This is a genomic window from Cytobacillus sp. MT66, assembly GCF_058792595.1.
This window is the reverse complement of record NZ_JBXAFB010000011.1, coordinates 56,534-79,556: the sequence shown is the minus strand read 5'-3', so window position 1 is coordinate 79,556 and position 23,023 is coordinate 56,534. Positions and strand designations below refer to the sequence as shown.

Genomic DNA, 23,023 nt, shown 5'->3' with positions numbered 1-23,023 from the left:
GACTAGGAGGGAAAATCAGAGTGAAGATCCATATCGTACAAAAAGGGGATACGCTTTGGAAGATCGCCAAGAAGTACGGCGTTGATTTTGAAGAGCTGAAAAAGATGAATACACAGCTCAGCAATCCTGATATGATTATGCCCGGAATGAAAATAAAAGTTCCATCAGCAGGGGGTTCCATAAAGAAAGAAATGCCGCAAGGGACCATGCCTCAGGCTAACATCAACATGGGTGCTAAGAAAGAAATGCCAAAAACAATGCCGATGGCCCCGCCAAAAGAAATGCCAGTAAAAGAAACGCCAGTAAAAGAAACGCCAATGGAGGCACCACCAAAAGCGGAGGTACCAAAAGAAATACCAAAAGAAATACCAAAAGTGGTTGCACCAAGCGTTGAAATTCCAAAAGAAGTTCCCGCAAAGCCATTCATTCCTAAGATGCCCCAGCCAATTATCCCGGAGATCGATATAAATAACTACTATATGATGAATATGGCCAATTTGTCTGTCCAGCAGCAGGCGGCGCCAAAGGCTCCTGTGCTACCTCCAAAACCGGTAAATATTCTTCCGGAAGTAAAACAGCCAAAACCAGTAAATATCCTACCGGAAGTAAAACCTGCAAAAGAAGTAAAACCGATAAAATCCGTAAAACCGGTAAAATCCGTAAAACCAGCTGCAGAGGAAGTACAAGAAATGTCCGAAATGGAATCATACGAAGAAGTTCAAGGAGGGTATTATCAGCCAATGTATCCACATCAACCAAGTTTTTATCCAGTTGCCCCAGTAAATCCATGCTCATGCTGCGGCGGCTATGGCGGCTATCATCAGCCAATGCCAATGCCGATGCCAATGCCTGCATACGGTCAGGTTCAAGGGGCACAAATGATGCCAATGCCGCAGCAAATGCCAAATCTGGCACCACAGTATGGCGTGGCTGGGGTACAGGATTATGGATTTGAGGAGTCATCATCCTCTTCCTCTTCTGAAATGATGCAGCACCATATGCAGGCAATGCCGTATGAGTATGGGAAGCATCCTCTTCCTCAAATGCCTGGAACGGTAATGGGAGTGGAAGAAATGGAGCAGCCTGCATTTAATGCACCGGCTATGGAAATGCCTCAATTCTATCAGCAGCCAATGATGGAATATAATCCAGCAATGCCAGGAACAGGATATTATGGACAAATGCCATATGGTCAGCCAGGGGCAGAAATGATGCAAGTGCAGGGGGTTCAAGAATCTCCAGAAATGCCGCAAATGCCGTTGTACACACCTGAAATGCAAACCCCATATATGCCTGAGGCAGTGGGATCGCAATCAGGATGTGGCTGCGGCGATCCAGCGGGAATGCCGGGAGGCTATGCACCAGGCTATCCAATGGGAGGTTATCCAGCGGGAATGCCGGGAGGCTATGCACCAGGCTATCCAATGGGAGGTTACCCAGCGGGAATGCCAGGAGGCTATGCACCAGGCTTTCCGGGAGCACTTCCAACAGGAGGATTTCCTGCACCTGGCGGCTATGCCGCACCAGCTGGCGTTGCTCCAGGATATGCGATGGGACCTCAATTCCAAGCACCTTATGCACCACAAATGGGCTTTGGCCAGCCATATATGAATCCATATGGAACTGAATTTGCCGATGGTTATGCTTTTGGTATGCCGCGCGAAGATGATGAAAGCAGTGAATATGACGTATAAACATGGAGGAGACGATTTATATCAAAATCGTCTCTTCTCCTATTTGCAAAAGCAGTTGAAGGTAAAGATTAACGAGATGAAGCCAATTAGAAAAAATGTATATTTTATCGAAGGAGAAAATATAGAGTTTATTTTAAAAGGCTTCTCCTCTTATCAAAGGTACATGAACCAAAATGATCTTTCAGAAGCATTACTAAAAGAAGGATTTTCTCAAACCTATTCATTTTACCAACTGGCAAATAGCCCCCCGTTATTTTTTGAAAAAAAGTATTACGGTACGATTGAATATTTGCAGCCCTCGGAGGAAAGCTTTACTTACAGTGAAGAAAAGCACCAAAAGGAAGCTCTTGACCTTTTAGCAAGATATCATACGGCAACAGAAAAACTAACAGAAACTTTTAAAGACCGGCTTTCTGTTTTTAAGCAAGTGGATAAATGGGTGGAGCGGACATCAATTTTTTTAAGTCATTTGCCTGTTGTCCGATATTATGTCCAGAAAGAGATTATTAATGAATTGCTGTATTGGGCTGATTGGTCATTAAAAGGAATCCGCCAAGAAGGTCAAATGTTTAAAAAGGGGAAGAAAGTAATATTGCATGGGGATGTTGCTCATCATAATTTTCTGCGGGGGAGAAATAATCAGTTATATTTGATTGATTTTGATCTCATCAGTCTTGGAACACCTCATTGTGATTATCTGCAATTTGCCAACCGAATTCTGCCAAATTTAGACTGGTCTTTTGAAAAATTATCCTCATTCGATAGAATGGCTCCATATTTACATGAAAAAGGCTTTATATACGGTCTGGGATTTCCAACTGATATCTTCCGCGAATGGAATCGGGCAATACGGGATAGGACTTATTTATCAAATGAGGATAAAATTAATCAGCTCCTGGAGATTACTGTTTCCCAATTTAAGGCTAGACAGGAATTCTTTAAAGAACTGAAGAACCAAATAGCTGGTGGTTACTGACAGAATGAAAGCCCCCTTTAGCTGACAAACTATTAGTGAGCATATTGCTCACTTTTTGCAGCAAACGAAGGGGGTTTTCGTTTGAAAAAGAAACTGGCCGTTTTTCCGATTGCAGCTGTTATGTCTTTTGGCTTAATCGGCTGCGGTGCCAATAATCAATCCGCAAGCCAAGATGGTTATACAGATACCTTCGAGCCTGTTGGCTACTATTCAAATGAAAATCATCAGAAGAACAATGGCGGGAATGCTCGCCTGTTAGATGGTGCTGACAATGATGGGCCGATGGTTGAATGGATGGATCATACTTATGGCCTTGAAGGGCAAGATACCAATCGGTATGATCAAATAACGGGGTTAAATCAGGATTTAACCCAAAGAAAGCAAAACAGGCTTTTCCACCGGGATGATCAAAATTTCCACGGCCATTTAGGCTATGATCAAAAAAGGGCGAGAAGTTCTTACTTTGTGAACTATGACGGAAACCTGGTGGAAAAAATTAATAGTGCAGCCAAGGTTGAAAATGTCGAAGGGGTTAAAAGTATCGTTCAGGGTGACCAAGTCCTAATTGCTTTGAAATTAAAAGACAGCAAAAAGGAAAGGGAAACCGTTGAAAAGGTACAAAGGGCTGTACAGCCATATCTAAATGGAAAAATAAGCAGAGTTGTTACAAACCCAAGCCTGTATTATCGAGCAAAGGTTATTGATAATGACTTAAAAAATGGCTGGCACAGGGAATATTAGATTGGACATGGCCGATTGTGCCAAGGGTTCGAATCTGCGGTGCTTGCCCTAAAACAATAAATAGAAGGGCAGTCTCCCCAAGCGGTAAAGAAATTCCGCCTGAGGGAGCTGTCCTTTTTATGTGTGTAAAATATCTAATATACGTTTTAGTTCACCCGCTGGTACTTGGCCAGGTGCAGATGTTTTTTTCGCAGCCCCAAAAGTGAGAGCGGAGCCAAAGATTTCTCCTGCTAATCGGCTGATGACTCCTAAAGGCCCCATCGACATAGTAATGATAGGTCTATCAGCATATTTTTCATTCATTGTATTTGTTGCATCCAGCAATGTTAATACATCAGCTGGAGTTTGCGGCATTACTGCGATTTTTGCAATATCTCCGCCAAGCTCCTGAGCCTTTTTCAATCGGGATACGATTTCATCCTTTGCAGGTGTCTTGTTAAAATCATGATTGGATAGGATGACCGGAATTTGTTTAGCATGTGCAAATTCCAGCATATTCTTAATATCATCTTCCCTATTAAATAATTCAATGTCGATAATATCAGCCTGTCCTGATTCAACCACAGCTCTATTTATCGAAAAATAATATTCTAAATCAATTTCTTTTTCTCCGCCTTCTTTTAAACTGCGAAAGGTAAAAATAATCGGTACCTCAGGCAGAATGGAGCGTACTTCAGATAATGCCTTCAAAACATGTTCAATTGATTCAACATGATGATAAAAATCTGCCCGCCATTCAACAATATCAAAATCAACTGTTTTTAAATATAAAGCCTCTTCTTGGATCTGCTCCAGCGTACTGCCGACAATTGGAATACAGATTTTTGCCGAACCATCGCCGATGGCAATATTTTTAACGTTAACCGTTCGTTTCATAGCTTTCTCCTAACGCGAAAAAAGTTAAATTTTATCTGAATTTAAGTATTCTAGTATACTTTTTGCAATTCCCTCTGGATTTTGGTTTCCAGTATTGATTTTAAAATGGTGCTGAGAGTAAATGGACTTTCTATTATAAAAAAGCTCTTTCATTTCCGTTTCGGATTTGCCTTGAAGAACCGGACGAGTGTCTAGAATTAGCGGGATTCTTTCCTTCCATTGTTCCCATGGAATGTCTAAATAGATGACAATACAATTTTTCATGCACACTTCTCTGATATCCTCTTGAAGAAATGCCCCGCCGCCTAGGGAAATAACATGCATTTCCTCCTTGCAAAGGCTAGTTACTAATTTCATTTCTTCCTCGCGAAATGTTTGCTCTCCAAATAATTTAAAAATATCTGAGGCAGGCAATTTATATTTTGTTTCTATCTCTTCGTCTGTATCAATAAAGTCCCGGCCGAGAGCGTTAGCGATCATCTTTCCGATGGTGGTTTTTCCAGCTCCCATAAAACCGGTAAAAACTATGCTTTTTTGTGTCTGATAAATAAGCACATTCCCCAACCCCTTTGTCCATATTATAAGCTATTTTTTCATCTTATAAAAAGTTTGAAAAATTCTGTCTATATTTACTGGTTTGTGTCCTTTTTGAGATTTTACCAGATATATTCGATAAAAATCATGAAAATTTGACAAATTAATTATGAAAAATAAAAATTTTTGTTGAAATCAAATTTTGTATTATTGTATACTTGTCCTACAAGTCAGTCAATTTTACACATAAGGGGGAAGAAATTTGAAACTTAAAAAAAGTTTATTGATGCTTGTACTTTCACTGGTTGTTGTCGTGGCAGCGGCATGCGGCTCTTCAGACGCCGGTTCAGACTCTAGTTCTGGTTCAAAATCTAAGAAACCACAGTTTATCACAATTGCAACCGCTTCCACTGGCGGAACATACTACCCAATTGGTGTTGGTATGGGAAATTTATGGTCTGAGAAATTAAAAGACCAGGGAATTAAAGCAACTGGACAATCTTCAGCAGGGTCAGTTGAAAACATCGATCTAATCAAAAATGGCGAAGCTCAAATGGGTATTCTTCAAGGTTTAATCGGTGCACAGGCTTGGCAGGGAAAAGGAAACTTCGAAGGCAATGCTTATAAGGATCTAAGAAGTATTTCCATGCTATGGGCAAACGTTGAACACTTTGTTTTAATGAAAGACAAAATTAAAGACGGAACAATCGCTGATATCGAAGGAAACAGCTTCTCAGTTGGACCGCAAGCAAGCGGTACAGAGCAATCAACTCTTGTTATGATGGAAGCATTAGGCTTAACAAAAGATAATATCAAACCTGAATACTTAGGCTATGATGATACAATTTCTGCTATGCGTGACGGTCGTTTAGACGGCGGTTCACTTCCTGCAGGTACTCCAGTTGCGGCAATTACAGATATGTATGCAAGTGGTGTTAACGCAGAAGTGCTAGATGTAACTGATGAGCAATTAGATGCCATCAACAGTATTTACAACACATGGTACCGTTTCGATATTCCAGCAGGAACATATCCAAAGGTTGATAGAGTGATTCATACAATCGCACAGCCAAACTTCCTTGCAGTATCAAAGGAACTTGACGAAGAGTTGGTTTACACATTAACAAAGACTCTTTATGAAAATCTGGATGATATGTATAAAGTTCACAACTCTGCAAAAGATATGAGTTTAGAAAATGCTCTTGATGGCCTTCCAGCGCCACTTCATATTGGTGCATATAAATATTTCAAAGAGGCAGGATTGGAAATTCCTGATAACCTCGTTCCTCCAGAGGCAAAGTAAGAAAAATATCACTTATAAGCAGCAAAAGGGGATGGTCCTTACCATCTCCTTTTCAAAAAGAAATCTGCAGCTGCTTTAACTCCTAAACTAAGAAACTACTCGGAAAGAAATGAGGAGGCGAAATTATGGCCCTGTTTAAAAAGAAAAATCAAGACAATGCACTAGTTAATGCCGATAAAGAAGGCGGATCAGGCGTCAGAAAATTATCAGGCATCACTGGGAAAATTGCTGTGGGTGTACCAATCCTAATGTCGCTCTTTGCAATCTATGTCAATGGTTTTACAACTACCCAAGAAATCTACAGAAATCTTATCTTTTTATCATTGCTATTAGTCATGTCATTTATGCTTTACCCTGCTACAAAACGGTCGCCATTAAATAAAGTATCGATTTTTGATTATGTTTTAATGTTTGCCGGATTAGCGGGAACTCTTTATCTATTATTCAATTATACAGTCATTCACGTAGAACGAAATTCACAGGCAATTCCAATAGATTATATTTTTGGTTTGATCGCTATTGTGATCCTTCTTGAAGCGGGACGAAGAACAATTGGCATATTCATTCCATTGCTTGCTGTTATTGCTGTTGTATATGCCGTATACGGCCCGTATTTCCCTGGAATGTTTGCCCATGCCGGCTTTACACCAGAACGTCTTTTATACCGTATTTACATGACAACAGAAGGGGTATTTGGCATGACCCTTTCCATTGCATCCACCTACATTGTTCTTTTCGTTTTATTTGGAGCATTTTTAGGCGTGAGCGGAGCATCCCAGCTGTTTAACGACCTGGCTCTAGCCGTTGCAGGTAAACGCCGTGGTGGTCCTGCACAGGTTGCCGTTCTTTCAAGTGCTTTGACAGGTTCTTTGAGCGGAAGTGCCGTTGCAAACGTTGCAACAACAGGTACTTTTACTATTCCATTGATGAAAAGCATCGGTTTAAAGCCAAGATTTGCAGCAGCCGTTGAGGCAACAGCTTCGACAGGGGGCATGATCATGCCGCCGATCATGGGTGCAGCTGCCTTTATCATGGCTGGATTCCTTGGAGTTTCTTATACAGTTATTATCATGGCTGCCATTATTCCAAGTTTATTTTATTACTCTGCCTTATCCATCGCCATCGATTTAGAAGCGAAAAAGCAGGGGATGAAAGGAATCAGCAAAGAAAGCATTCCACTTGTAAAAGAAGTTTTAAAAGAACGCGGTGTTCTATTGCTGCCTATTATTATCGTTATTGGTACATTGCTTGTTGGAAAAACTGCTATGTTTGCAGGTTTTGCCGGTATCATTTCTGCTATCGTTGCAAGCTGGCTTACTTTTGATAAGTCCAACCGCATTGGCTTAAAGAAAATTACCCAAGCACTTGAAGAAGGCGGAAGAGGCGTTATCCAGGTTGGGGTGGCCTGTGCTGCCATCGGTATTTTAATCGCCGTCGTTACAATGACAGGTCTTGGTTCAACGATTGCCTATAACATTATTGAATTATCAGGCGGGGTTTTATGGATCATCCTGCTTCTAGTCATGGTTACTTGTATTGTTTTAAGTATGGGACTTCCTTCAACTGCACTTTACATTGTTGTTGCTGTAACAGCAGCACCTGCGCTTGTTGAAGCTGGTGTTACTCCGCTTGCAGCCCATTTCTTTGTATTCTGGTTTGGAGCTTTGTCAAACGTAACACCGCCAGTAGCGTTAGCTTCTTACACGGCTGCTGGTATTGCTGGAGCAGATCCAATGAAGACATCATGGACGGCAATGAAGTTAAGCTTGCCTGGATTCATTATTCCATTTATGATTGCCTACAATCCAACACTTGTTATGCAATCAAGTACCGGTGACGGCGTATCCGCTGCAGCAATCATCACCGCGCTTGTAACAGGACTGATTGGCATCTATGCATTGGCCATTGCTATTAATAACTTCTTCTCTATTAAGTTAAATATTTTTGAGAGAATTGTATTTTTAGTGGGTTCCTTAATGCTAATTGACCCAGGCTTCATTACGGATGTAATTGGTATTGGTTTAGTGGCTGTTGCCTTTGCTATTCATACTGTCCGTGCTAAAAAGCATAAAGAAAAGGGTCTATCATCAGGACAGTTAAGTGCTTAAGGAGGAAATAGATGGTTGTTCCTATCGAGAGAAAAAAAGTATCGGAACAAATTCTCGAGCAATTAAAGAAAATGATAAAAGACGAGATATTCCCTCCCAATTCCAAATTGCCTTCAGAGAATGAGCTGGCAAAGATGTTTGGTGTGAGCAGAGCGCCTATTAGGGAAGCATTGAGTGTCCTGGCAGCAAGCGGCATCATCGAGTCACGTCAAGGCGGAGGAAGCTGGGTGAAAGAGATTCGTCTAGTGGACATGCTGGAATCCATCACATTGGACATGGTCCCAGTTGAACACGTATTCGATTTGCTTGAAATGAGATCAATTATTGAGTCGGAGGCGGCAGCACTTGCTGCCTCTAGACACCTTCAAGAAGATATAGAGAGAATTGAAGGTGCCTTAAAGTATTTTAAAGAGACAATGGAAATTGGTAACAAGATTGGCCATGAAGCCGACTTTCAATTTCATTTGGAAATTGTAAAGGCTTCAAAAAACCATTTTCTTCTGCAAAGCGTGGAAAGTCTCTCTGAACTCTATGAAAAATCTCTTGTATTTTCACTAAAGAAAAACCTTGGTTTCCAAAGAAAGCGGGAACAAATTTATCAGGAGCACTGTAATATTGTTCAGGCGATTAAAAACAGAGAGCCTGAAGAGGCTGCAAAGCATATGAAAGTTCATCTGACAAATGTAAGGTTAAAAATCGGAGATCCTAGAGTTTAATTCATTTATTTTCAGAGGGTTTTTATTGAAAATATAGAAATATAAATAAGCACAAATTTTTTTCACCTTACTGGACCACCCAGTAGTCCTCTTGAAGGAGGCCAAAATGAATATAAAACCAATAAAAAGGCGAAAAAGACTTTATCAAGAAGTGATAGAGAGAATCCAGGAGCTTATCAGCGAAGGAAAGATTGAACCAGGTGGCCAGATTCCATCAGAAAGAAAGCTTGCTGAATCTCTAGAGGTTTCAAGATCGACAATTAAAGAGGCTTTTTCGGTGCTCGAGGCAAAAGGAATTGTGACAATTCATCAAGGTGTGGGGGTTTTCCTAATCTCACAGTCAAAAGAATGGATTAGCTCACAGATCCAGTTAATTATCAATGAACAAAATCCCCTCTTACAGGAGTTAATCGAAATACGGCAGGCCATTGAGGGGGATGCCGCTTACTATGCGGCTTTAAGGATTGATGATCAGGGGAAGACCCAGCTGGCAAATGCCTTTAATAAGCTTGTAAAAGCTGAGCAGCTTAAAAAAACAGCAGTGGAAGAGGACTATAACTTTCATCTGGCCATTATAGCTGCATCAAAAAATCGGCTGATGCATGAGTTAATCGGTGTTATTTCAAAGTCAATCAAATCTGCATTATTGCAAAGCCGAAATGAATCCATAAAGTCATCAGAGAAAAATGAAGCCGTCATCATGGAACATCAGGAGATCTATCAGGCAATTATCGACGGGAGAGCAGAAGATGCCCGCAAGGCCATGTGGAATCATTTAAAAGCTGTTTCCAAACGACATCTTAATTAAAGGAGAAATGATATATGGAATTGATTACAGATTCAATTCTGAAAAAAGTAGAAACGATCATTTTCGATAAAAAGAGAATACTAACCGATATCACTGACAGGCATGGCTATGCCTACGATGCCTCCTTCGGTGTATATGTACCAGATCTGGTTTTGCAGCCTGTGTCAACGGAAGAGGTTGTTGGGATTGTTAAGCTGGCTAATGAGCATAAAATCCCAATCTATCCTCGCGGGCGGGGAACATCTTTAAGCGGAGGTTCTTTGGCTGTTGAAGGCGGGATTACCCTAGATTTCTCTTTATGGAACCAAACATTAGAGGTTCGTCCAGACGATCTTATTGCCATTGTTTCACCAGGGGTTATCACAGCAGATATCAATAAAGAAGCAGGCAAATTTGGTCTTATGTATCCGCCAGACCCAAGCAGTTCTCATGTGTCCACCATTGGCGGGAATTTAGCCGAAAATGCCGGGGGACCAAGAGGGCTAAAATATGGCGTGACAAGGGACTATGTACTTGGTTTAGAGGTTGTTACACCTGAGGGAGAAGTCATTCGAACCGGCGGCAGAACGGTTAAAAATGTTACAGGATTTGACCTAACCAAACTCATTATTGGCTGTGAAGGTACATTGGGGATTATCACAGAAGCTACCTTAAGGCTTATTCCAAAGCCTCTGGCAACAAAAACGGTTATGGCTGTTTTTGAAGATATCGTTGATTCAGGAAGAGCGATTTCTACTATTTTAAGATCTGGGATTCTTCCTTCGAAAATGGAGCTGATGGACCAGGAATCCATAAAGGCAGTCGAAGCCTATGAACCTCTTGGACTTCCAACAGATGCAGAAGCTATTCTTTTAATTGAAGTCGATGGACATCCAGATGCTCTAAAATCAGAAGTTGTTAAAGTTGAAGAAAAGTGTATGGAATCTGGAGCAAGAGAGGTTAAAGCAGCACAAACAAGCGAAGAGGAAGCGGAGCTTTGGAGAGCGAGGAAGCTTGTTTCACCAGCGATTGTGCGCATAAAACCGACAAAGATCTCGGAAGACGCAACGGTACCAAGAAGTAAAATTCCTGATATGTTTAAGAGATTAAGAGAAATAAAGGAAAAATATAATATTCACCTGGTCGTTTTTGGCCATGCGGGTGACGGAAACCTGCATCCAAACATCATCGCTGATCAGCGTGACAAAGACGAAATGCTTAGAGTTGAAAAGGCTGTAGAAGAAATTTTTACTGCGGCCATTGAACTTGGCGGAACACTGTCTGGAGAGCATGGCATCGGGGTGATGAAAGCACCATTCATGGAATTGGAGCTTGGCGAAAATGGATTGGATATGATGAAACGAATTAAGCGGGCTTGGGATCCCAATAACATTTTAAACCCTGGGAAGATCTTCCCGAAAAAGGGTCAAAGGCTGGTGCTTCACCATGACAGCTAATATAGCATTACTTGATAAATTAGCTTATAAAGAAACATTTTCCTGTGTGCAATGCGGATATTGCCTTCCATCCTGTCCGACCTATATGACAATGGGAAAGGAAAGCCATTCACCAAGAGGTAGAATTCATCTTGTAAAAATGGCTGCTGAAGGAAAAATCGATATTGAGGCGATGGGACGTGCCATGGATCTTTGCCTAGGCTGCCGTGCCTGTGAAACCGTTTGCCCGACAAATGTAGAATATGGAAAAATCTATGAAACTGCCAAAACCGTGATCACTGAACATGAGAAAAAATCGCGGTCATTTAAAGAAAAGGTCATTCGCAAAGTGGTTCTTGAGCGGGGCTTAAGCAGCAAGGGAATGATGAAGGTTCTGGGAACCGGAATGGATTGGTATCAGAAAACAAAGCTTGATCAAGTTTTCCGAAAGAGCCAGTTAAATAAAATTCTACCTGAATCGATGCGTGAAATGGAATTGATCATTCCGAAAGTCGATAAGTCAAAGCAAATGAGCAGAAAGTATACCATTTTAAAACCGGAAGGAAAACCGGTTATGAGGGTTGCCTTCTTTGTTGGCTGCATTATGGATGCCTTTTTCGGCAGAATCAATGATTTAAGTATGAAGATCTTGCAAAAGGCAGGCTGCGAGGTTTTTTTAATAGAAGAACAGACATGCTGCGGAGCACTGCATCAGCACAGCGGGGAAAGTGAAAAGGCGAAGGAATTGGCAAAGGCAAATATCACGGCCTTTGGAAAATATAATCTTGATTATGTTGTCAACAGCATTGGCGGGTGCGGAGCGATGATGGTGGAATATCATCATCTATTCCATCCAAATGATCCATGGCACAGCCGAGCAAAGGCATTCGCAGAAAAGGCGAAAGATGTCAGCTGGATATTAGATAAGCTGGAATTGCCTTTTGTGAATAACGTGCCTAGAACAGCTGTATACCAGCCTTCTTGCCATTTAAGAAATGTCCAAAAGGTTTCAAGTCAGCCTGTGAATCTGCTTAAGCAGATACCAGAGTTAACCTATGTGAAAATGCCTGAGGAAGATATGTGCTGCGGGTCAGCAGGGATTTATAATATCATTCATTATGATGAGGCGAATGATATTTTAGACCGTAAAATGGGCAATATCAAACCAATAAAACCGGATACAATTGTTACAAGCAACCCTGGCTGCCATTTACAGATGCTGCACGGGGTGCAAAAGGAAGGCTTGCAGGATCAAATCCGGGTGGTGCATATTATTGAATTACTAGCAGAGTCAGTCGGCATTTCAATATAGAGTAGGGGGAAGAAATATGTACGATTACATTATCATCGGCGGAGGAATTGTTGGCCTTTCAACAGGTAAAGCATTACAGGAACGGTTTCCTGCAGCAAAAATAGCTGTCTTAGAAAAGGAATCAGAATTAGCTGCCCATCAGACAGGCCACAACAGCGGGGTTATTCATTCAGGCATATACTATAAGCCAGGAAGCCTAAAAGCAAAGCTTGCCAAGAGCGGCAGCGAATCCATGCGCCTTTTTTGTGAGGAACAGGACATCCAGCATGATATTTGCGGAAAGGTCATTGTCGCTACAAACGAGAAAGAACTTCCTCTTTTAGAAAATCTTTATCAGCGGGGGCTTGAAAATGGTCTTGGCATCAAGAAAATCGGCCAGGAAGAATTGAAAGAGCGGGAGCCCAATGTTAATGGACTTGAAGCTATTCATGTACCAATGGCAGGGATTGTCAATTACAAGCAGGTATGTGTAAGATTTGGCGAAATTATTAAGGAAAGAGGCGGAGACGTCTTATTAAACCAGCGTGTATCATCCATTACTGAAGATGCTGACGGTGTAACCATTGAAACAGATAAAGCGACTTTTAAAGCAAAATACATGATTAACTGCGGCGGTCTTTACAGTGATAAAATTGCTAAAATGGCAGGCTACCATATTGATATGAAGATCATTCCGTTCAGAGGGGAATACTTCCAAATCAAGCCGGAGAGACATTCACTTGTAAATCATCTGATCTATCCTGTTCCAAATCCTGATTTCCCATTCTTGGGTGTGCATTTTACAAGAATGATAGACGGAAAAAGGGATGTTGGTCCAAACGCTGTCTTAAGTTTCCGTAGAGAAGGGTATAAGAAAACAGATATTCATCTAGGCGAGCTTGCAGAAGTCTTGAAATATAAGGGCTTCTGGAAGCTGGCAGGAAAGTATATGAAAGAAGGCGTAGAAGAAATGGTGCGTTCTTTCAGCAAAAAGCAATTTGTTGAAAATGCCCGCAATCTTATTCCAGACTTAAGGGAAGATGACCTAATCCCAGGACCTGCAGGTGTTCGGGCGCAAGCCTTAACTATAGACGGGGCACTTGTCGATGACTTCCAAATTATCAACGGAAAAAACTGCACACACGTCTGCAACGCACCATCGCCAGCAGCAACCGCCTCTATCGAAATCGGCAAAATCGTCGCAGCAGGCATCCCAGAGAAAGCAACTGTAGCACTTTAAAGCATTGGGGGCCTGACCCCCAGTGGTGTAACGCATTAAAGCGATGGGGGCCTGACCCCCGATGCGGTAAAGCGGTAAAGAGATTCGGAAGATAAAAAGGAGGGGCCAGCTCCCTTGTGCGGATTTGTTAATCTGCAGAGGAGGCGGCCCCTTTTATTAGCTGGCTTAAGAAGGTGTCCAGCTGCTTTTTATTTTTATTTTGGAAGGCGATCAGAAGATCCTGAAGTGTCCAGCCGATATTGAGTTCGTCAAGAAAGCCTTGTTTGGCAAGCATTGGGAAGATGCTGTTCCATAATTTGAGGTAATAGTCGTTTTCCAATTGGCTCCCTAAGACATTTATCCATTCAGAAAACCCTTCCCAGAAATCGGTGTTTCGAATTTGTAAAATTGGTTCAGTATGATCCAGTTCAATCGACAGGGATATTATTTTCTCTGCATTTAATAGAGCCATTTCGAAATACTTCTTTAAAGTTTGTTTGTCCATGTATTGGCTGACTATCTGGACAGGAATTAGAAATGGTTCAGGCTGTGATACAAAGGTTCCGCCTCCTTGCTTTGATTCCAAATACCCAAGCATTTCAAGAATTCTTATTGCCTCACGTACAGAGGAGCGGCTCACGCCAAGTAATTCGCTTAGTTTTCTTTCTGGCGGAAGCTTGACACCCTTTTTGAGATTTTCAGTTTGAATATAGTTAACAATTGCCCGAGTCACTTCTTCGAACATTCTCGGGACGGACCGAATTTGATAAATATTTTCCACGTTTGATTCTCCGTTTCGTATGATAATTTGAGTTTAGCAAAAAGAATGGCAAAAAAATAGTATTAGAATAAACCTTGACAGAATTATCTAAATTATTTTATATTTTTTTATGAGGGAAATTTTTTTTAAGATTAATGGTCCGACCATATGATTATGTTTGGTCTAAGCTAAAAGCGGGGGTGCCAGCTAATAAAAGTTAATTATTCCGGTGATTACATGGGACTTAAACCAATCAAGAAAAAAAGATTATATGAAGAAGTAATGATTGCTATTGAGGATTATGTTTTAACAGAAGGCATTTCGTCCGGGGATAGGCTTCCATCCGAAAATGAGCTTTCTTCTATGTTTCAGGTCAGTAAAACAGCGGTTCGCGAGGCTTTGAGTGTATTGCAAGCCAATCAAATTATAGAAAAACGCTCGGGTGCTGGAATTTTTCTGAAAGATTTGGAAGGAGAAAGCATTGGCCAAAGAGTCACAAACCTTTTGCTGACAAGAAAGGATTTGCTGGAAATTCTTGAACTTAGAAGGGGAATTGAAACAGAGGCTGCCGCTCTTGCTGCCCAGCATGCAACAGATCGTGATCTGCAAAAGATTGTAGAAGCACATCAAAATTTAATCGAAGCTAATAAAGCTGGCGGCATGGGGATAGAGGAAGACAGGCTGTTCCACTATTCTATCATTCATGCATCAAATAATTCTATTTATAAAGAAGTATTTGATACGGTAGGTGAGAGATTTGATGAGGGCATGAGATTAAGCAAATGGCAGTCATCAAAACTTCCAGGCCGGTTTGAAGAAGCGGTCAAAGAGCATGAAAGCATACTAAACGCGCTGCGAAAAAGGGATGCCAGGATGGCTGCTGAAGCTATGCGTAATCATCTTATTCAAAATGAAAAAAAGATCTGGTCTAATCTCAAAAAAAATAAATAATAGCTGTTTTATTGGTCAGACCATATGATTTAAATATTAATAAGTGTTCCATTGATAACAGTCCTGTTTTACAAAATTCCCCCTAAAAAAGGATGTGAGTTTATGATTGAAAGTTCTGTCCGCATTGCCAAAAGCGATTTAGTAGAATTTCTCGAGAACATTTTTCTAGCTGCTGGCTTAGATAGCCATCAGTCTGTTTCCATTGCCAGCCACTTGGTACATGCCAATTTAAGGGGAGTAGATTCGCATGGTGTAAGCCGAGTTGATATTTACACCAAACGGCTAGATCTTGGTCTTGTCAATAAAGTTTTTGACCCGCAGCATACATATGAAACAACGATTAGTGTCCTAATTAATGCGCAAAATTGCCAAGGGATCCCGGTCTCATCCTATGGTATGGACCTTGCCATCGAAAAGGCCAAGGAATCCGGCATAGGGATTGTCGGAATAAAAAATTCGAATCACTGCGGAATGCTTGCAGATTATGTAGCCAAGGCAGTTAATGAGGACTGCATTGCTCTTGCAACAACGAATGCACCGTCCAACATGCCCCCATGGGGCGGAAGCGGAAGATTTTTCGGCACCAATCCAATTGCCTATGGAGTGCCAGCTGGCGAGGAAGAAAATATCATCTTTGATATGGCAACGAGCAAGGTATCGCGGGGGAAAGTTATTTTAGCACAAAAGAACAATCAAAGTATCCCATTGGGCTGGGCTCTTTCATCATCTGGCATGCCTACTGAAGATCCTTCTCAGGCTGCAGACGGTGTTCTTTTACCAGTCGGTGAGCATAAAGGCTATGGATTAGCGTTTCTCGTTGAAACATTATCCGCTCTTTTCACAGGGGCTGCCTTTGGTCCGCAGATTGGTGATTTATATAAAAACCTCGAGGACACACAAAATGTCGGCCAATTTTTCCTCGTTATGAGAGCGGATTTATTCCAGCCGATTGAGGTGTTCAAACAGCGGATGGACGAAATAATCCGGGAAATCCGTCAAGTTCCTTTAATGGAAGGCACCGATAAAATTTACCTGCCAGGTGAAATCGAATTGGAGACCTACAGGGACAGGATTCAAAATGGGATACCAATTTCTCAAGAGATTATAAACGAACTTATAAGAGTTGCCGAAAGGTATGAAGTGAAAGCTGATCTTTTTAAAAGATTAATATAAAAATAAGGGAGAGAATCGTATGCGATTAGCGACAATTATCATTAATGGACAAGAAAAAGCGGCAGTCATTACAAAGGATGGTGCGGTACCTGTAGATTATATCAATAATAAGTACAATCAAAACTTTGAAAATAGCTTTTTAAATATTCTTCAAACAGGACAATTAGAAGAGTTAAAAACATGGCATGCAGACAACAAAGCGGAATTAGAGAACTCTGAAGGTGTCATTGCAGCAAGTGAACTGAAATATGGCCCGCTTTACAGACAACCAAGAAAAATTTGGGGAATTGGCCTAAACTATGTGGAGCATGCTGCGGACTTGAGTGAAAAAGCTCCAAATACCGAGCCGGCAAGCTTTATGAAGCCTGACACTTCCATCATCGGACCACATGACACAATTTCGATCCCGCTTCAATCTGAACGCACAACAGCTGAAGCTGAGCTTGGAGTTATCATCGGAAAAGAGTGTAAAGACATCTCTGAAGAAGATGCTCCATCCGTTGTTGCCGGGTTCACAACCATCATCGATATGACGGCTGAGGATATTTTGCAAAGAAATCCGCGCTATCTGACAAGATCAAAAAGCTTTGATACATTCTTTAGCTTCGGCCCGCAGTTTGTTACCATTGATGAGGTGGAAGAAGTATTAGATTTAAATGTATCAACAGTTATTAACGGTAAAATCCATCGTAAAAATACAGTCAGCAATATGACCTTCCGTCCATGGAATTTAGTATCATTCCATTCACAGGTAATGAAAATGCTTCCTGGTGATATTATTTCAACAGGAACTCCAGGTGCTGTAGTAATTAGCGATGGAGACGTCGTCGAGTGCCATATTGATGGATTTGAGCCTTTAGTCAATTCTGTAGAGGATTTAAAGGTAAAAAGTAAATCTGAAAAAGAACAATTAGCATAGAAAAGTAACAAGCACGCTTTTTCAAAAGCGTGCTTGTTGTATGTTTAAACCTCCTGTTTTTGTTTGACAGGTGCAACGAGAAAGTCAAAGTCACAGCCTTGGTCTGCTTGAAGGACATGCTGCTGGTAGAGCCTTGTATATCCTCTCTCTTGTACGACAGGCGGTGCCCATTGCTGTCTTCTTTTTTCAAGCTCTTCTTCGGAAACGAGAAGCTCAAGCTTTCTTTCTTCTACATCCAGCTCAATGATATCTCCCGTGCGAATTAAGCCAATTGGTCCGCCAATGGCAGCCTCTGGGGCAACGTGAAGAACGACAGTGCCAAATGCTGTTCCGCTCATTCTCGCATCTGAAATTCTAACCATGTCTCTAACCCCTTGCTTTAGCAGCTTTTGCGGGATTGGAAGCATCCCGGCTTCAGGCATTCCAGGAGCACCGACAGGGCCGGTGTTTTGCAAGACAAGAATGTCTTCCGGGCTGATATCAAGATCTGGATCATCTATTCTCATTTCCATGTCCTTGGCAGATTCAAAAACAACTGCTTTTCCGCGATGCTTTAATAATGATTTAGAAGCAGCTTTTGGCTTAATAACTGCTCCGTTTGGCGCCAAATTTCCTTTTAATACGGCAATGCCGCCATCTTTATGTAATGGATTGTCAAAAGGAACAATAATGTTGCGGTATACATCGTCAACAGATACACCCACAAGGTTTTCACCAAGGGTATTTCCAGTTACGGTCATTTCATCTAGATGAAGCAGGGATTTTAATTCATTTAAAACGCCAGGTGTTCCTCCAGCTTTGAAGAAATCCTCCATTTGATATTGTCCAGCAGGGCGTAAATTAGCAATAAACGGCGTTGTTCGGCTAAGCTCATCAAATAACTCAAGTGGAAGCTCGATTCCTAAACGGCCGGCTATGGCTATCAAATGAATCACGGCATTTGTGGAACCGCCGACAGCCATTAAGGCACGGATCGCGTTTTCAAGAGAATTTCTTGTGATGATTTGTGATGGAGTGATATTTTTTCTTGTCAGCTCAACGATCTTTTTGCCTGTTTCCATCGCATGAGTGATTCGGCGGTTATCAGTTGCCGGAATGGCTGCACCGCCCGGAAGCATCATTCCCATAGCTTCTGCACAAACGGCCATCGTACTTGCGCTTCCCATAACCATGCAGTGTCCTGCCGTTGGAGCAAGGGCAGCGTTAATTTCTTCAATTTCCTCGTCATTTACGCTGCTTCCGCGGTATTCCTGCCAAAAGAACCGGCAATCTGAACAGGCTCCGAGGGTTCTTCCCTTATATTCGCCATTGTTCATTGGTCCTCCGGTAATCATGATCGAAGGGATGTCTGCACTGGCTGCACCCATCAGCTGCGAAGGGGTCACTTTATCACAGCCGCCAATAAGGACAACCCCGTCAATAGGCTGTGCGCGGATCATTTCTTCCGTATCCATGGCTGCCAGGTTTCTATAAAGCATTGTGGTAGGGCTTGTGTTAATTTCTCCAAGTGAAATGGTTGGGAACTCCAATGGAATCCCTCCAGCCATTAATACGCCTTTTTTTATGGCTTCGACAAGAGGTCCGATATGTGTGTGGCAGCGGTTAATTTCGCTTTTCGTATTGCATATACCAATCACAGGCTTTTCAAAATCCTCAGGTTCAAAGCCAAGATGTCGATTAAACGCTTGTCTGATAAAGCGGCTAAACCCAGGGTCTCCATAGGAGGTGAGCTTTTTATCTGACATTCAATTCACTCCATTTCTAATAAAATATGATGGTAGGACCATTTTAAGATATTTCATAATTATTTTAACATTGTGTAATCTGCTTTAAAATACTCTTCTAAGAATTAAAGAACGATATTTTTTAAAAATTTTAGGATAATGAAGCAATTATTGGTCAAAATAGGATTGTGAAAGGTTAAGCATCTTTTGTATCCAATACGAGGTGAACGATAATGACAATGAGCTGGCGTATAGGTATGTTCACATTTATTATGATCGCAGGTCTATTTGGGACATTGATAGACTCTCATAATGGACATGCAGCATTAGCAAAAGAAGCGGAACCAGCACGTACGGAGCCGCTTTTTGTCAATGTTATTTTGGAAAGAATTTATCTGGACGGCGAGGTCAGTCAAGAGACAATTACGGAAACAGTCTGGTCTCTGGAGAACTTTTGGGCTAAGTACGATCAGTGGCAGCTAATTGATATAAACAAAGAAACAATGAAATTCCGCAAATACACGGACGATATTTCACCATTATTGAAGGCGAATGGATACTTTGGCATCACTGATGAAGGAGTCTTGACCATTTTCAATGGCAAGCCGCAAAAAACAAATATCATCCAATCTTTTTACCAAATAGATTTAGGCAAACTAGAAAGCAAGAAATGCGAGGAATTGAAAAAAGGCATCCCGATAAAGTCGAAAGAACAATATGTCGATGTCATTGAAACCTTCAAAACCTACTCCAAAATGGAAAGACAAGCAAACTAAGTAATGACAAAAACCGGCCTCTTAGAGCCGGTTTTTTTCGTGCAACCTGTGACAATAAAGTATGGTACAATGAGATACAGCAAATTAGGGGAGCGAAGGAGATTGTACGAGTTTATTAAAGGGCGCGTGGATTATATTGGGCCTGAGTTTGTGGTTGTTGAGAATAATGATATTGGCTATCAAATTTATACGCCCAATCCTTATAGTTTTTCAAAAGAATTTGGGCAGGCTGTGAAGGTTTATACTTATTATCATGTAAGGCAGGATCTGATTGCTCTGTATGGCTTTCATACACGTGAGGAGAAAACACTATTCATTAAGCTTTTAGATGTGACAGGCATTGGACCGAAGGGAGCTCTTGCTGTTTTAGCTTCTGGAGAGCCGGAGCAGGTTGTTCAGGCAATTGAAAACGAGGATGAAGCCTACCTTGTTAAATTCCCGGGGGTTGGAAAGAAAACAGCGAGGCAAATGATTCTTGATTTAAAAGGAAAGCTGCAAAATATTGTTCCCGACTATTTCCCGGACCTATTTTCGCAGGATAAGCTAGAATCGAAGGATCACGCAATGGATGCAGCGTTTGAAGAGGCAATTTTAGCCTTGCAGGCCTTAGGCTATTCTGATAGAGAAATCAAAAAGATTTCACCTGATTTAAAGAAAGAAAAGCTAACAACCGATCAGTACATAAAAAAAGCCCTGCAAAAGCTCTTAAAATAAAGAAGGTGATGGATAAATGGAAGAGCGGATTATTTCCGGTGAAGCTGATTTTCAAGAGGAATCTTTCGAACAAAGTCTAAGGCCGCATAACCTGCGCCAATACATTGGGCAAGATAAGATAAAAGAAAACCTTGAAATTTTTATTAAAGCCGCAAAACTTCGCAAGGAAACACTAGATCACGTGTTGCTTTACGGCCCGCCTGGCTTAGGAAAGACAACGCTTGCAGCCATCATTGCCAATGAAATGGGCGTCAACATCCGGACTACCGCGGGTCCTGCCATTGAAAGGCCGGGGGATTTAGCTGCTATTTTGACAGCTTTGGAGCCTGGAGATGTGCTTTTCATTGATGAAATTCATCGCTTGCCGCGGACGATTGAAGAGGTATTGTATCCAGCGATGGAGGATTTTTGCCTGGATATTGTCATAGGCAAGGGCCCAAGCGCAAGGTCCGTCCGATTGGATCTGCCGCCTTTTACGTTAGTCGGGGCGACCACAAGAGCCGGCTCGTTGTCAGCACCATTAAGGGACCGCTTTGGGGTACTTAGCAGGCTTGAATATTATAGTGAAGCTCAGCTTAAAGAAATTGTTTCCCGAACAGCAGATGTTCTTGATACACAGATTGACAATCAAGCAGCGCTGGAGATCGCCAGAAGATCAAGAGGAACCCCAAGAATCGCCAACCGCCTTCTAAAAAGGGTAAGAGATTTTGCTCAGGTAAAGGGAAATGGAGCGATTGATGAAAATCTTGCCATAGAAGCATTAGAATTGCTGCAAGTGGACCGTTTAGGCCTTGACCATATTGACCATAAATTATTAAGAGGGATTGTTGAAAAATTCCGCGGGGGTCCTGTAGGCCTAGATACAATTGCCGCAACTATTGGCGAAGAATCAAGCACGATTGAAGACGTCTATGAACCATACCTGCTGCAAATAGGATTTCTTCAGCGGACCCCTAGAGGGAGAGTAGCGTCAGAATTGGTCTACCGACATTTAAATTTGGAGGTGCCTAACACTTGACTGGCCTTTCTAAGTGGCTAATGATATTAGGGGCAATTGTTTTGCTATCGGATTTTTATCGCAATTTATTAAAATAGGCAAGCTCCCAGGAGATATTCTTATTAAAAAGGGCAATGCTACCTTTTACTTTCCGCTGATGACGTCAATTATAGTAAGTATTGCATTATCTGTGATTTTTTGGTTTTTAGGAAAATTCCGCTAAAATATTTAAAAATAGGGCAGGCCGCAGCAGCGGCGCTGTCTTAGTTACTTGAAAAGTAGGTGCAAACATCATGAAATTAGACTTATTTGATTTTGATTTGCCAGAGGAGCTTATTGCGCAAACACCGCTTTTAGAGCGGACAAGCAGCCGATTAATGGTGCTGAATAAAACGACCGGGGACATTTCACACCATACCTTTAAGGATGTTAAGGATTATTTGCATCCTGGAGACTGTCTCGTGCTTAATGATACCCGTGTCCTTCCAGCACGGCTTCATGGCGAAAAAGAGGGAACAGGAGCAAATATTGAAGTTCTTCTTTTAAAACAAGGCGATGAAGACGTTTGGGAAACGCTTGTTAAGCCCGCTAAGCGTGTAAAGGAAGGAACAAGAATTGTTTTTGGAAATGGCTTGCTTTCCGCCGTGTGTGTTGGAACGTCTGATCATGGGGGAAGAATGCTTCAGTTTGAGTATGAAGGGATTTTTTACGAAATACTTGATCAGCTTGGCGAAATGCCGCTTCCGCCTTACATAAAAGAACAATTAGATGATAAAGAACGCTATCAGACTGTCTATGCCCGTGAAAGCGGCTCTGCTGCTGCTCCGACAGCTGGTTTGCATTTTACAGAGGCGCTTCTCGAAGAAATCAAACAAAAAGGTGTACATATTGTTTTTATCACTCTTCATGTTGGACTTGGAACCTTTCGACCAGTCAATGTTGAGGACATTGACAAACATGAAATGCATGCAGAGTTTTATCAGATGACAAAGGAAACCGCTGAATTGCTGAATAAAGTCAGCGATCAAGGAGGAAAAATTGTTTCAGTTGGCACTACATCAACAAGAACACTAGAAACAATTGCTTCGGCAAATAACGGACGTTTTACTGAATCGAGCGGGTGGACGGACATCTTTATCTATCCAGGCTATGAATTCAAAGGCATTGATGGAATGATTACGAACTTCCACCTGCCAAAATCAACGTTAATTATGCTTGTAAGTGCATTAGCAGGGCGTGAGAATGTGCTCCACGCCTATAATGAGGCTGTCAGGGAACGCTATCGTTTCTTTAGTTTCGGCGATGCCATGTTAATCATTTGATACGAG

The 23,023-nt window shown here is 41.7% G+C and carries 21 protein-coding genes and 1 pseudogene; 18 read left to right on the top strand and 4 right to left on the bottom strand.

Going from position 1 to position 23,023, the window contains the following annotated elements; translation table 11 throughout:
- The first annotated feature begins 20 nt into the window (after positions 1-20).
- The 3 genes from safA (at position 21) to AC1Q59_RS18385 (ending at position 3,411) form a co-directional block, all read left to right on the top strand.
- Positions 21-1,694 carry a SafA/ExsA family spore coat assembly protein gene (safA, locus tag AC1Q59_RS18395; protein ID WP_492367317.1) on the top strand — a complete coding sequence of 558 codons (1,674 nt, stop codon included), beginning with the start codon at positions 21-23 and terminating at the stop codon, positions 1,692-1,694.
- Positions 1,684-2,670, top strand: a complete 987-nt coding sequence (locus tag AC1Q59_RS18390) for a phosphotransferase (RefSeq protein ID WP_492367316.1) — start codon at positions 1,684-1,686, stop codon at positions 2,668-2,670. Before safA ends, AC1Q59_RS18390 begins: the two co-directional genes overlap by 11 nt.
- Positions 2,671-2,751: 81 nt before the next feature.
- Positions 2,752-3,411 carry a YhcN/YlaJ family sporulation lipoprotein gene (locus tag AC1Q59_RS18385; RefSeq protein ID WP_492367315.1) on the top strand — a complete coding sequence of 220 codons (660 nt, stop codon included), beginning with the start codon at positions 2,752-2,754 and terminating at the stop codon, positions 3,409-3,411.
- A 117-nt stretch (positions 3,412-3,528) separates the two neighbouring features.
- Here AC1Q59_RS18385 and aroD read toward each other — a convergent pair whose 3' ends face one another.
- Both aroD and AC1Q59_RS18375 read right to left on the bottom strand, forming a co-directional pair.
- Positions 3,529-4,287, bottom strand: coding sequence for a type I 3-dehydroquinate dehydratase (gene aroD / locus AC1Q59_RS18380; RefSeq protein WP_492367314.1), 759 nt, complete (start codon positions 4,285-4,287; stop codon positions 3,529-3,531).
- Positions 4,288-4,311: 24 nt separating this feature from the next.
- On the bottom strand, positions 4,312-4,842 hold the full coding sequence (locus tag AC1Q59_RS18375; RefSeq protein WP_492367313.1) for a shikimate kinase: 531 nt from the start codon (positions 4,840-4,842) through the stop codon (positions 4,312-4,314).
- 241 nt (positions 4,843-5,083) lie between these two features.
- Here AC1Q59_RS18375 and AC1Q59_RS18370 point away from each other — a divergent pair, with 241 nt between their 5' ends.
- From AC1Q59_RS18370 to lhgO, 7 genes are all read left to right on the top strand, one after another.
- On the top strand, positions 5,084-6,124 hold the full coding sequence (locus tag AC1Q59_RS18370) for a TAXI family TRAP transporter solute-binding subunit (RefSeq protein ID WP_492367312.1): 1,041 nt from the start codon (positions 5,084-5,086) through the stop codon (positions 6,122-6,124).
- A 125-nt stretch (positions 6,125-6,249) separates the two neighbouring features.
- On the top strand, positions 6,250-8,232 hold the full coding sequence (locus tag AC1Q59_RS18365) for a TRAP transporter permease (protein WP_492367311.1): 1,983 nt from the start codon (positions 6,250-6,252) through the stop codon (positions 8,230-8,232).
- An 11-nt stretch (positions 8,233-8,243) separates the two neighbouring features.
- On the top strand, positions 8,244-8,948 hold the full coding sequence (locus AC1Q59_RS18360) for a FadR/GntR family transcriptional regulator (protein WP_492367310.1): 705 nt from the start codon (positions 8,244-8,246) through the stop codon (positions 8,946-8,948).
- Positions 8,949-9,054: 106 nt separating this feature from the next.
- Positions 9,055-9,756 (top strand): FadR/GntR family transcriptional regulator, encoded by a 702-nt coding sequence (locus tag AC1Q59_RS18355; protein WP_492367309.1) that lies wholly within the window; start codon positions 9,055-9,057, stop codon positions 9,754-9,756.
- Positions 9,757-9,770: 14 nt separating this feature from the next.
- Complete coding sequence (locus tag AC1Q59_RS18350) at positions 9,771-11,192, top strand: FAD-binding oxidoreductase (protein WP_492367308.1); 1,422 nt, start codon at positions 9,771-9,773, stop codon at positions 11,190-11,192.
- A complete protein-coding gene (locus AC1Q59_RS18345) occupies positions 11,182-12,483 on the top strand; it encodes a (Fe-S)-binding protein (protein WP_492367307.1) in 1,302 nt (433 codons plus the stop codon). The genes AC1Q59_RS18350 and AC1Q59_RS18345 overlap by 11 nt, the downstream gene beginning before the upstream one ends.
- Before the next feature lie 16 nt (positions 12,484-12,499).
- Entirely contained in the window at positions 12,500-13,702 is a 1,203-nt protein-coding gene (lhgO, locus tag AC1Q59_RS18340; RefSeq protein ID WP_492367306.1) for an L-2-hydroxyglutarate oxidase, read from the top strand.
- A gap of 127 nt (positions 13,703-13,829) precedes the next feature.
- Here lhgO and AC1Q59_RS18335 read toward each other — a convergent pair whose 3' ends face one another.
- Positions 13,830-14,462, bottom strand: a complete 633-nt coding sequence (locus tag AC1Q59_RS18335; RefSeq protein ID WP_492367305.1) for a FadR/GntR family transcriptional regulator — start codon at positions 14,460-14,462, stop codon at positions 13,830-13,832.
- A gap of 216 nt (positions 14,463-14,678) precedes the next feature.
- Between AC1Q59_RS18335 and AC1Q59_RS18330 the strand changes: the two genes are divergently transcribed.
- The 3 genes from AC1Q59_RS18330 to AC1Q59_RS18320 all read left to right on the top strand — a co-directional run bounded on the left by AC1Q59_RS18330 (position 14,679) and on the right by AC1Q59_RS18320 (position 17,484).
- Complete coding sequence (locus AC1Q59_RS18330; protein WP_492367304.1) at positions 14,679-15,392, top strand: FadR/GntR family transcriptional regulator; 714 nt, start codon at positions 14,679-14,681, stop codon at positions 15,390-15,392.
- 102 nt (positions 15,393-15,494) lie between these two features.
- A complete protein-coding gene (locus AC1Q59_RS18325) occupies positions 15,495-16,565 on the top strand; it encodes an Ldh family oxidoreductase (protein ID WP_492367303.1) in 1,071 nt (356 codons plus the stop codon).
- Between the two features lie 19 nt (positions 16,566-16,584).
- Positions 16,585-17,484, top strand: coding sequence for a fumarylacetoacetate hydrolase family protein (locus tag AC1Q59_RS18320; protein WP_492367302.1), 900 nt, complete (start codon positions 16,585-16,587; stop codon positions 17,482-17,484).
- A 44-nt stretch (positions 17,485-17,528) separates the two neighbouring features.
- Here the strand turns inward: AC1Q59_RS18320 and AC1Q59_RS18315 are convergent, their stop codons facing one another.
- Positions 17,529-19,229, bottom strand: coding sequence for an IlvD/Edd family dehydratase (locus AC1Q59_RS18315; RefSeq protein ID WP_492367301.1), 1,701 nt, complete (start codon positions 19,227-19,229; stop codon positions 17,529-17,531).
- Between the two features lie 212 nt (positions 19,230-19,441).
- Between AC1Q59_RS18315 and AC1Q59_RS18310 the strand changes: the two genes are divergently transcribed.
- From AC1Q59_RS18310 to queA, 5 genes and pseudogenes are all read left to right on the top strand, one after another.
- Positions 19,442-19,984, top strand: coding sequence for a BofC C-terminal domain-containing protein (locus tag AC1Q59_RS18310; protein ID WP_492367300.1), 543 nt, complete (start codon positions 19,442-19,444; stop codon positions 19,982-19,984).
- A gap of 102 nt (positions 19,985-20,086) precedes the next feature.
- A complete protein-coding gene (gene ruvA, locus AC1Q59_RS18305) occupies positions 20,087-20,698 on the top strand; it encodes a Holliday junction branch migration protein RuvA (RefSeq protein WP_492367299.1) in 612 nt (203 codons plus the stop codon).
- 16 nt (positions 20,699-20,714) lie between these two features.
- Positions 20,715-21,716 carry a Holliday junction branch migration DNA helicase RuvB gene (gene ruvB / locus AC1Q59_RS18300; protein WP_492367298.1) on the top strand — a complete coding sequence of 334 codons (1,002 nt, stop codon included), beginning with the start codon at positions 20,715-20,717 and terminating at the stop codon, positions 21,714-21,716.
- Positions 21,713-21,918 (top strand): annotated as a pseudogene (locus AC1Q59_RS18295) (DUF2905 domain-containing protein). The gene ruvB and the pseudogene AC1Q59_RS18295 overlap by 4 nt, the downstream one beginning before the upstream one ends.
- A gap of 70 nt (positions 21,919-21,988) precedes the next feature.
- Positions 21,989-23,017 (top strand): tRNA preQ1(34) S-adenosylmethionine ribosyltransferase-isomerase QueA, encoded by a 1,029-nt coding sequence (queA, locus tag AC1Q59_RS18290; RefSeq protein WP_492367297.1) that lies wholly within the window; start codon positions 21,989-21,991, stop codon positions 23,015-23,017.
- The last annotated feature ends 6 nt before the right edge of the window (positions 23,018-23,023 follow it).

Coding starts and splice junctions, on each gene's coding strand:
- AC1Q59_RS18390 (WP_492367316.1), top strand. CDS start 1,684: ATGACGTATAAACATGGAGGAGACGATTTATATCAAAATCGTCTCTTC.
- aroD (WP_492367314.1), bottom strand. CDS start 4,287: ATGAAACGAACGGTTAACGTTAAAAATATTGCCATCGGCGATGGTTCG.
- AC1Q59_RS18365 (WP_492367311.1), top strand. CDS start 6,250: ATGGCCCTGTTTAAAAAGAAAAATCAAGACAATGCACTAGTTAATGCC.
- AC1Q59_RS18360 (WP_492367310.1), top strand. CDS start 8,244: ATGGTTGTTCCTATCGAGAGAAAAAAAGTATCGGAACAAATTCTCGAG.
- AC1Q59_RS18355 (WP_492367309.1), top strand. CDS start 9,055: ATGAATATAAAACCAATAAAAAGGCGAAAAAGACTTTATCAAGAAGTG.
- AC1Q59_RS18350 (WP_492367308.1), top strand. CDS start 9,771: ATGGAATTGATTACAGATTCAATTCTGAAAAAAGTAGAAACGATCATT.
- AC1Q59_RS18345 (WP_492367307.1), top strand. CDS start 11,182: ATGACAGCTAATATAGCATTACTTGATAAATTAGCTTATAAAGAAACA.
- lhgO (WP_492367306.1), top strand. CDS start 12,500: ATGTACGATTACATTATCATCGGCGGAGGAATTGTTGGCCTTTCAACA.
- AC1Q59_RS18330 (WP_492367304.1), top strand. CDS start 14,679: ATGGGACTTAAACCAATCAAGAAAAAAAGATTATATGAAGAAGTAATG.
- AC1Q59_RS18325 (WP_492367303.1), top strand. CDS start 15,495: ATGATTGAAAGTTCTGTCCGCATTGCCAAAAGCGATTTAGTAGAATTT.
- AC1Q59_RS18320 (WP_492367302.1), top strand. CDS start 16,585: ATGCGATTAGCGACAATTATCATTAATGGACAAGAAAAAGCGGCAGTC.
- AC1Q59_RS18315 (WP_492367301.1), bottom strand. CDS start 19,229: ATGTCAGATAAAAAGCTCACCTCCTATGGAGACCCTGGGTTTAGCCGC.
- AC1Q59_RS18310 (WP_492367300.1), top strand. CDS start 19,442: ATGACAATGAGCTGGCGTATAGGTATGTTCACATTTATTATGATCGCA.
- ruvB (WP_492367298.1), top strand. CDS start 20,715: ATGGAAGAGCGGATTATTTCCGGTGAAGCTGATTTTCAAGAGGAATCT.
- queA (WP_492367297.1), top strand. CDS start 21,989: ATGAAATTAGACTTATTTGATTTTGATTTGCCAGAGGAGCTTATTGCG.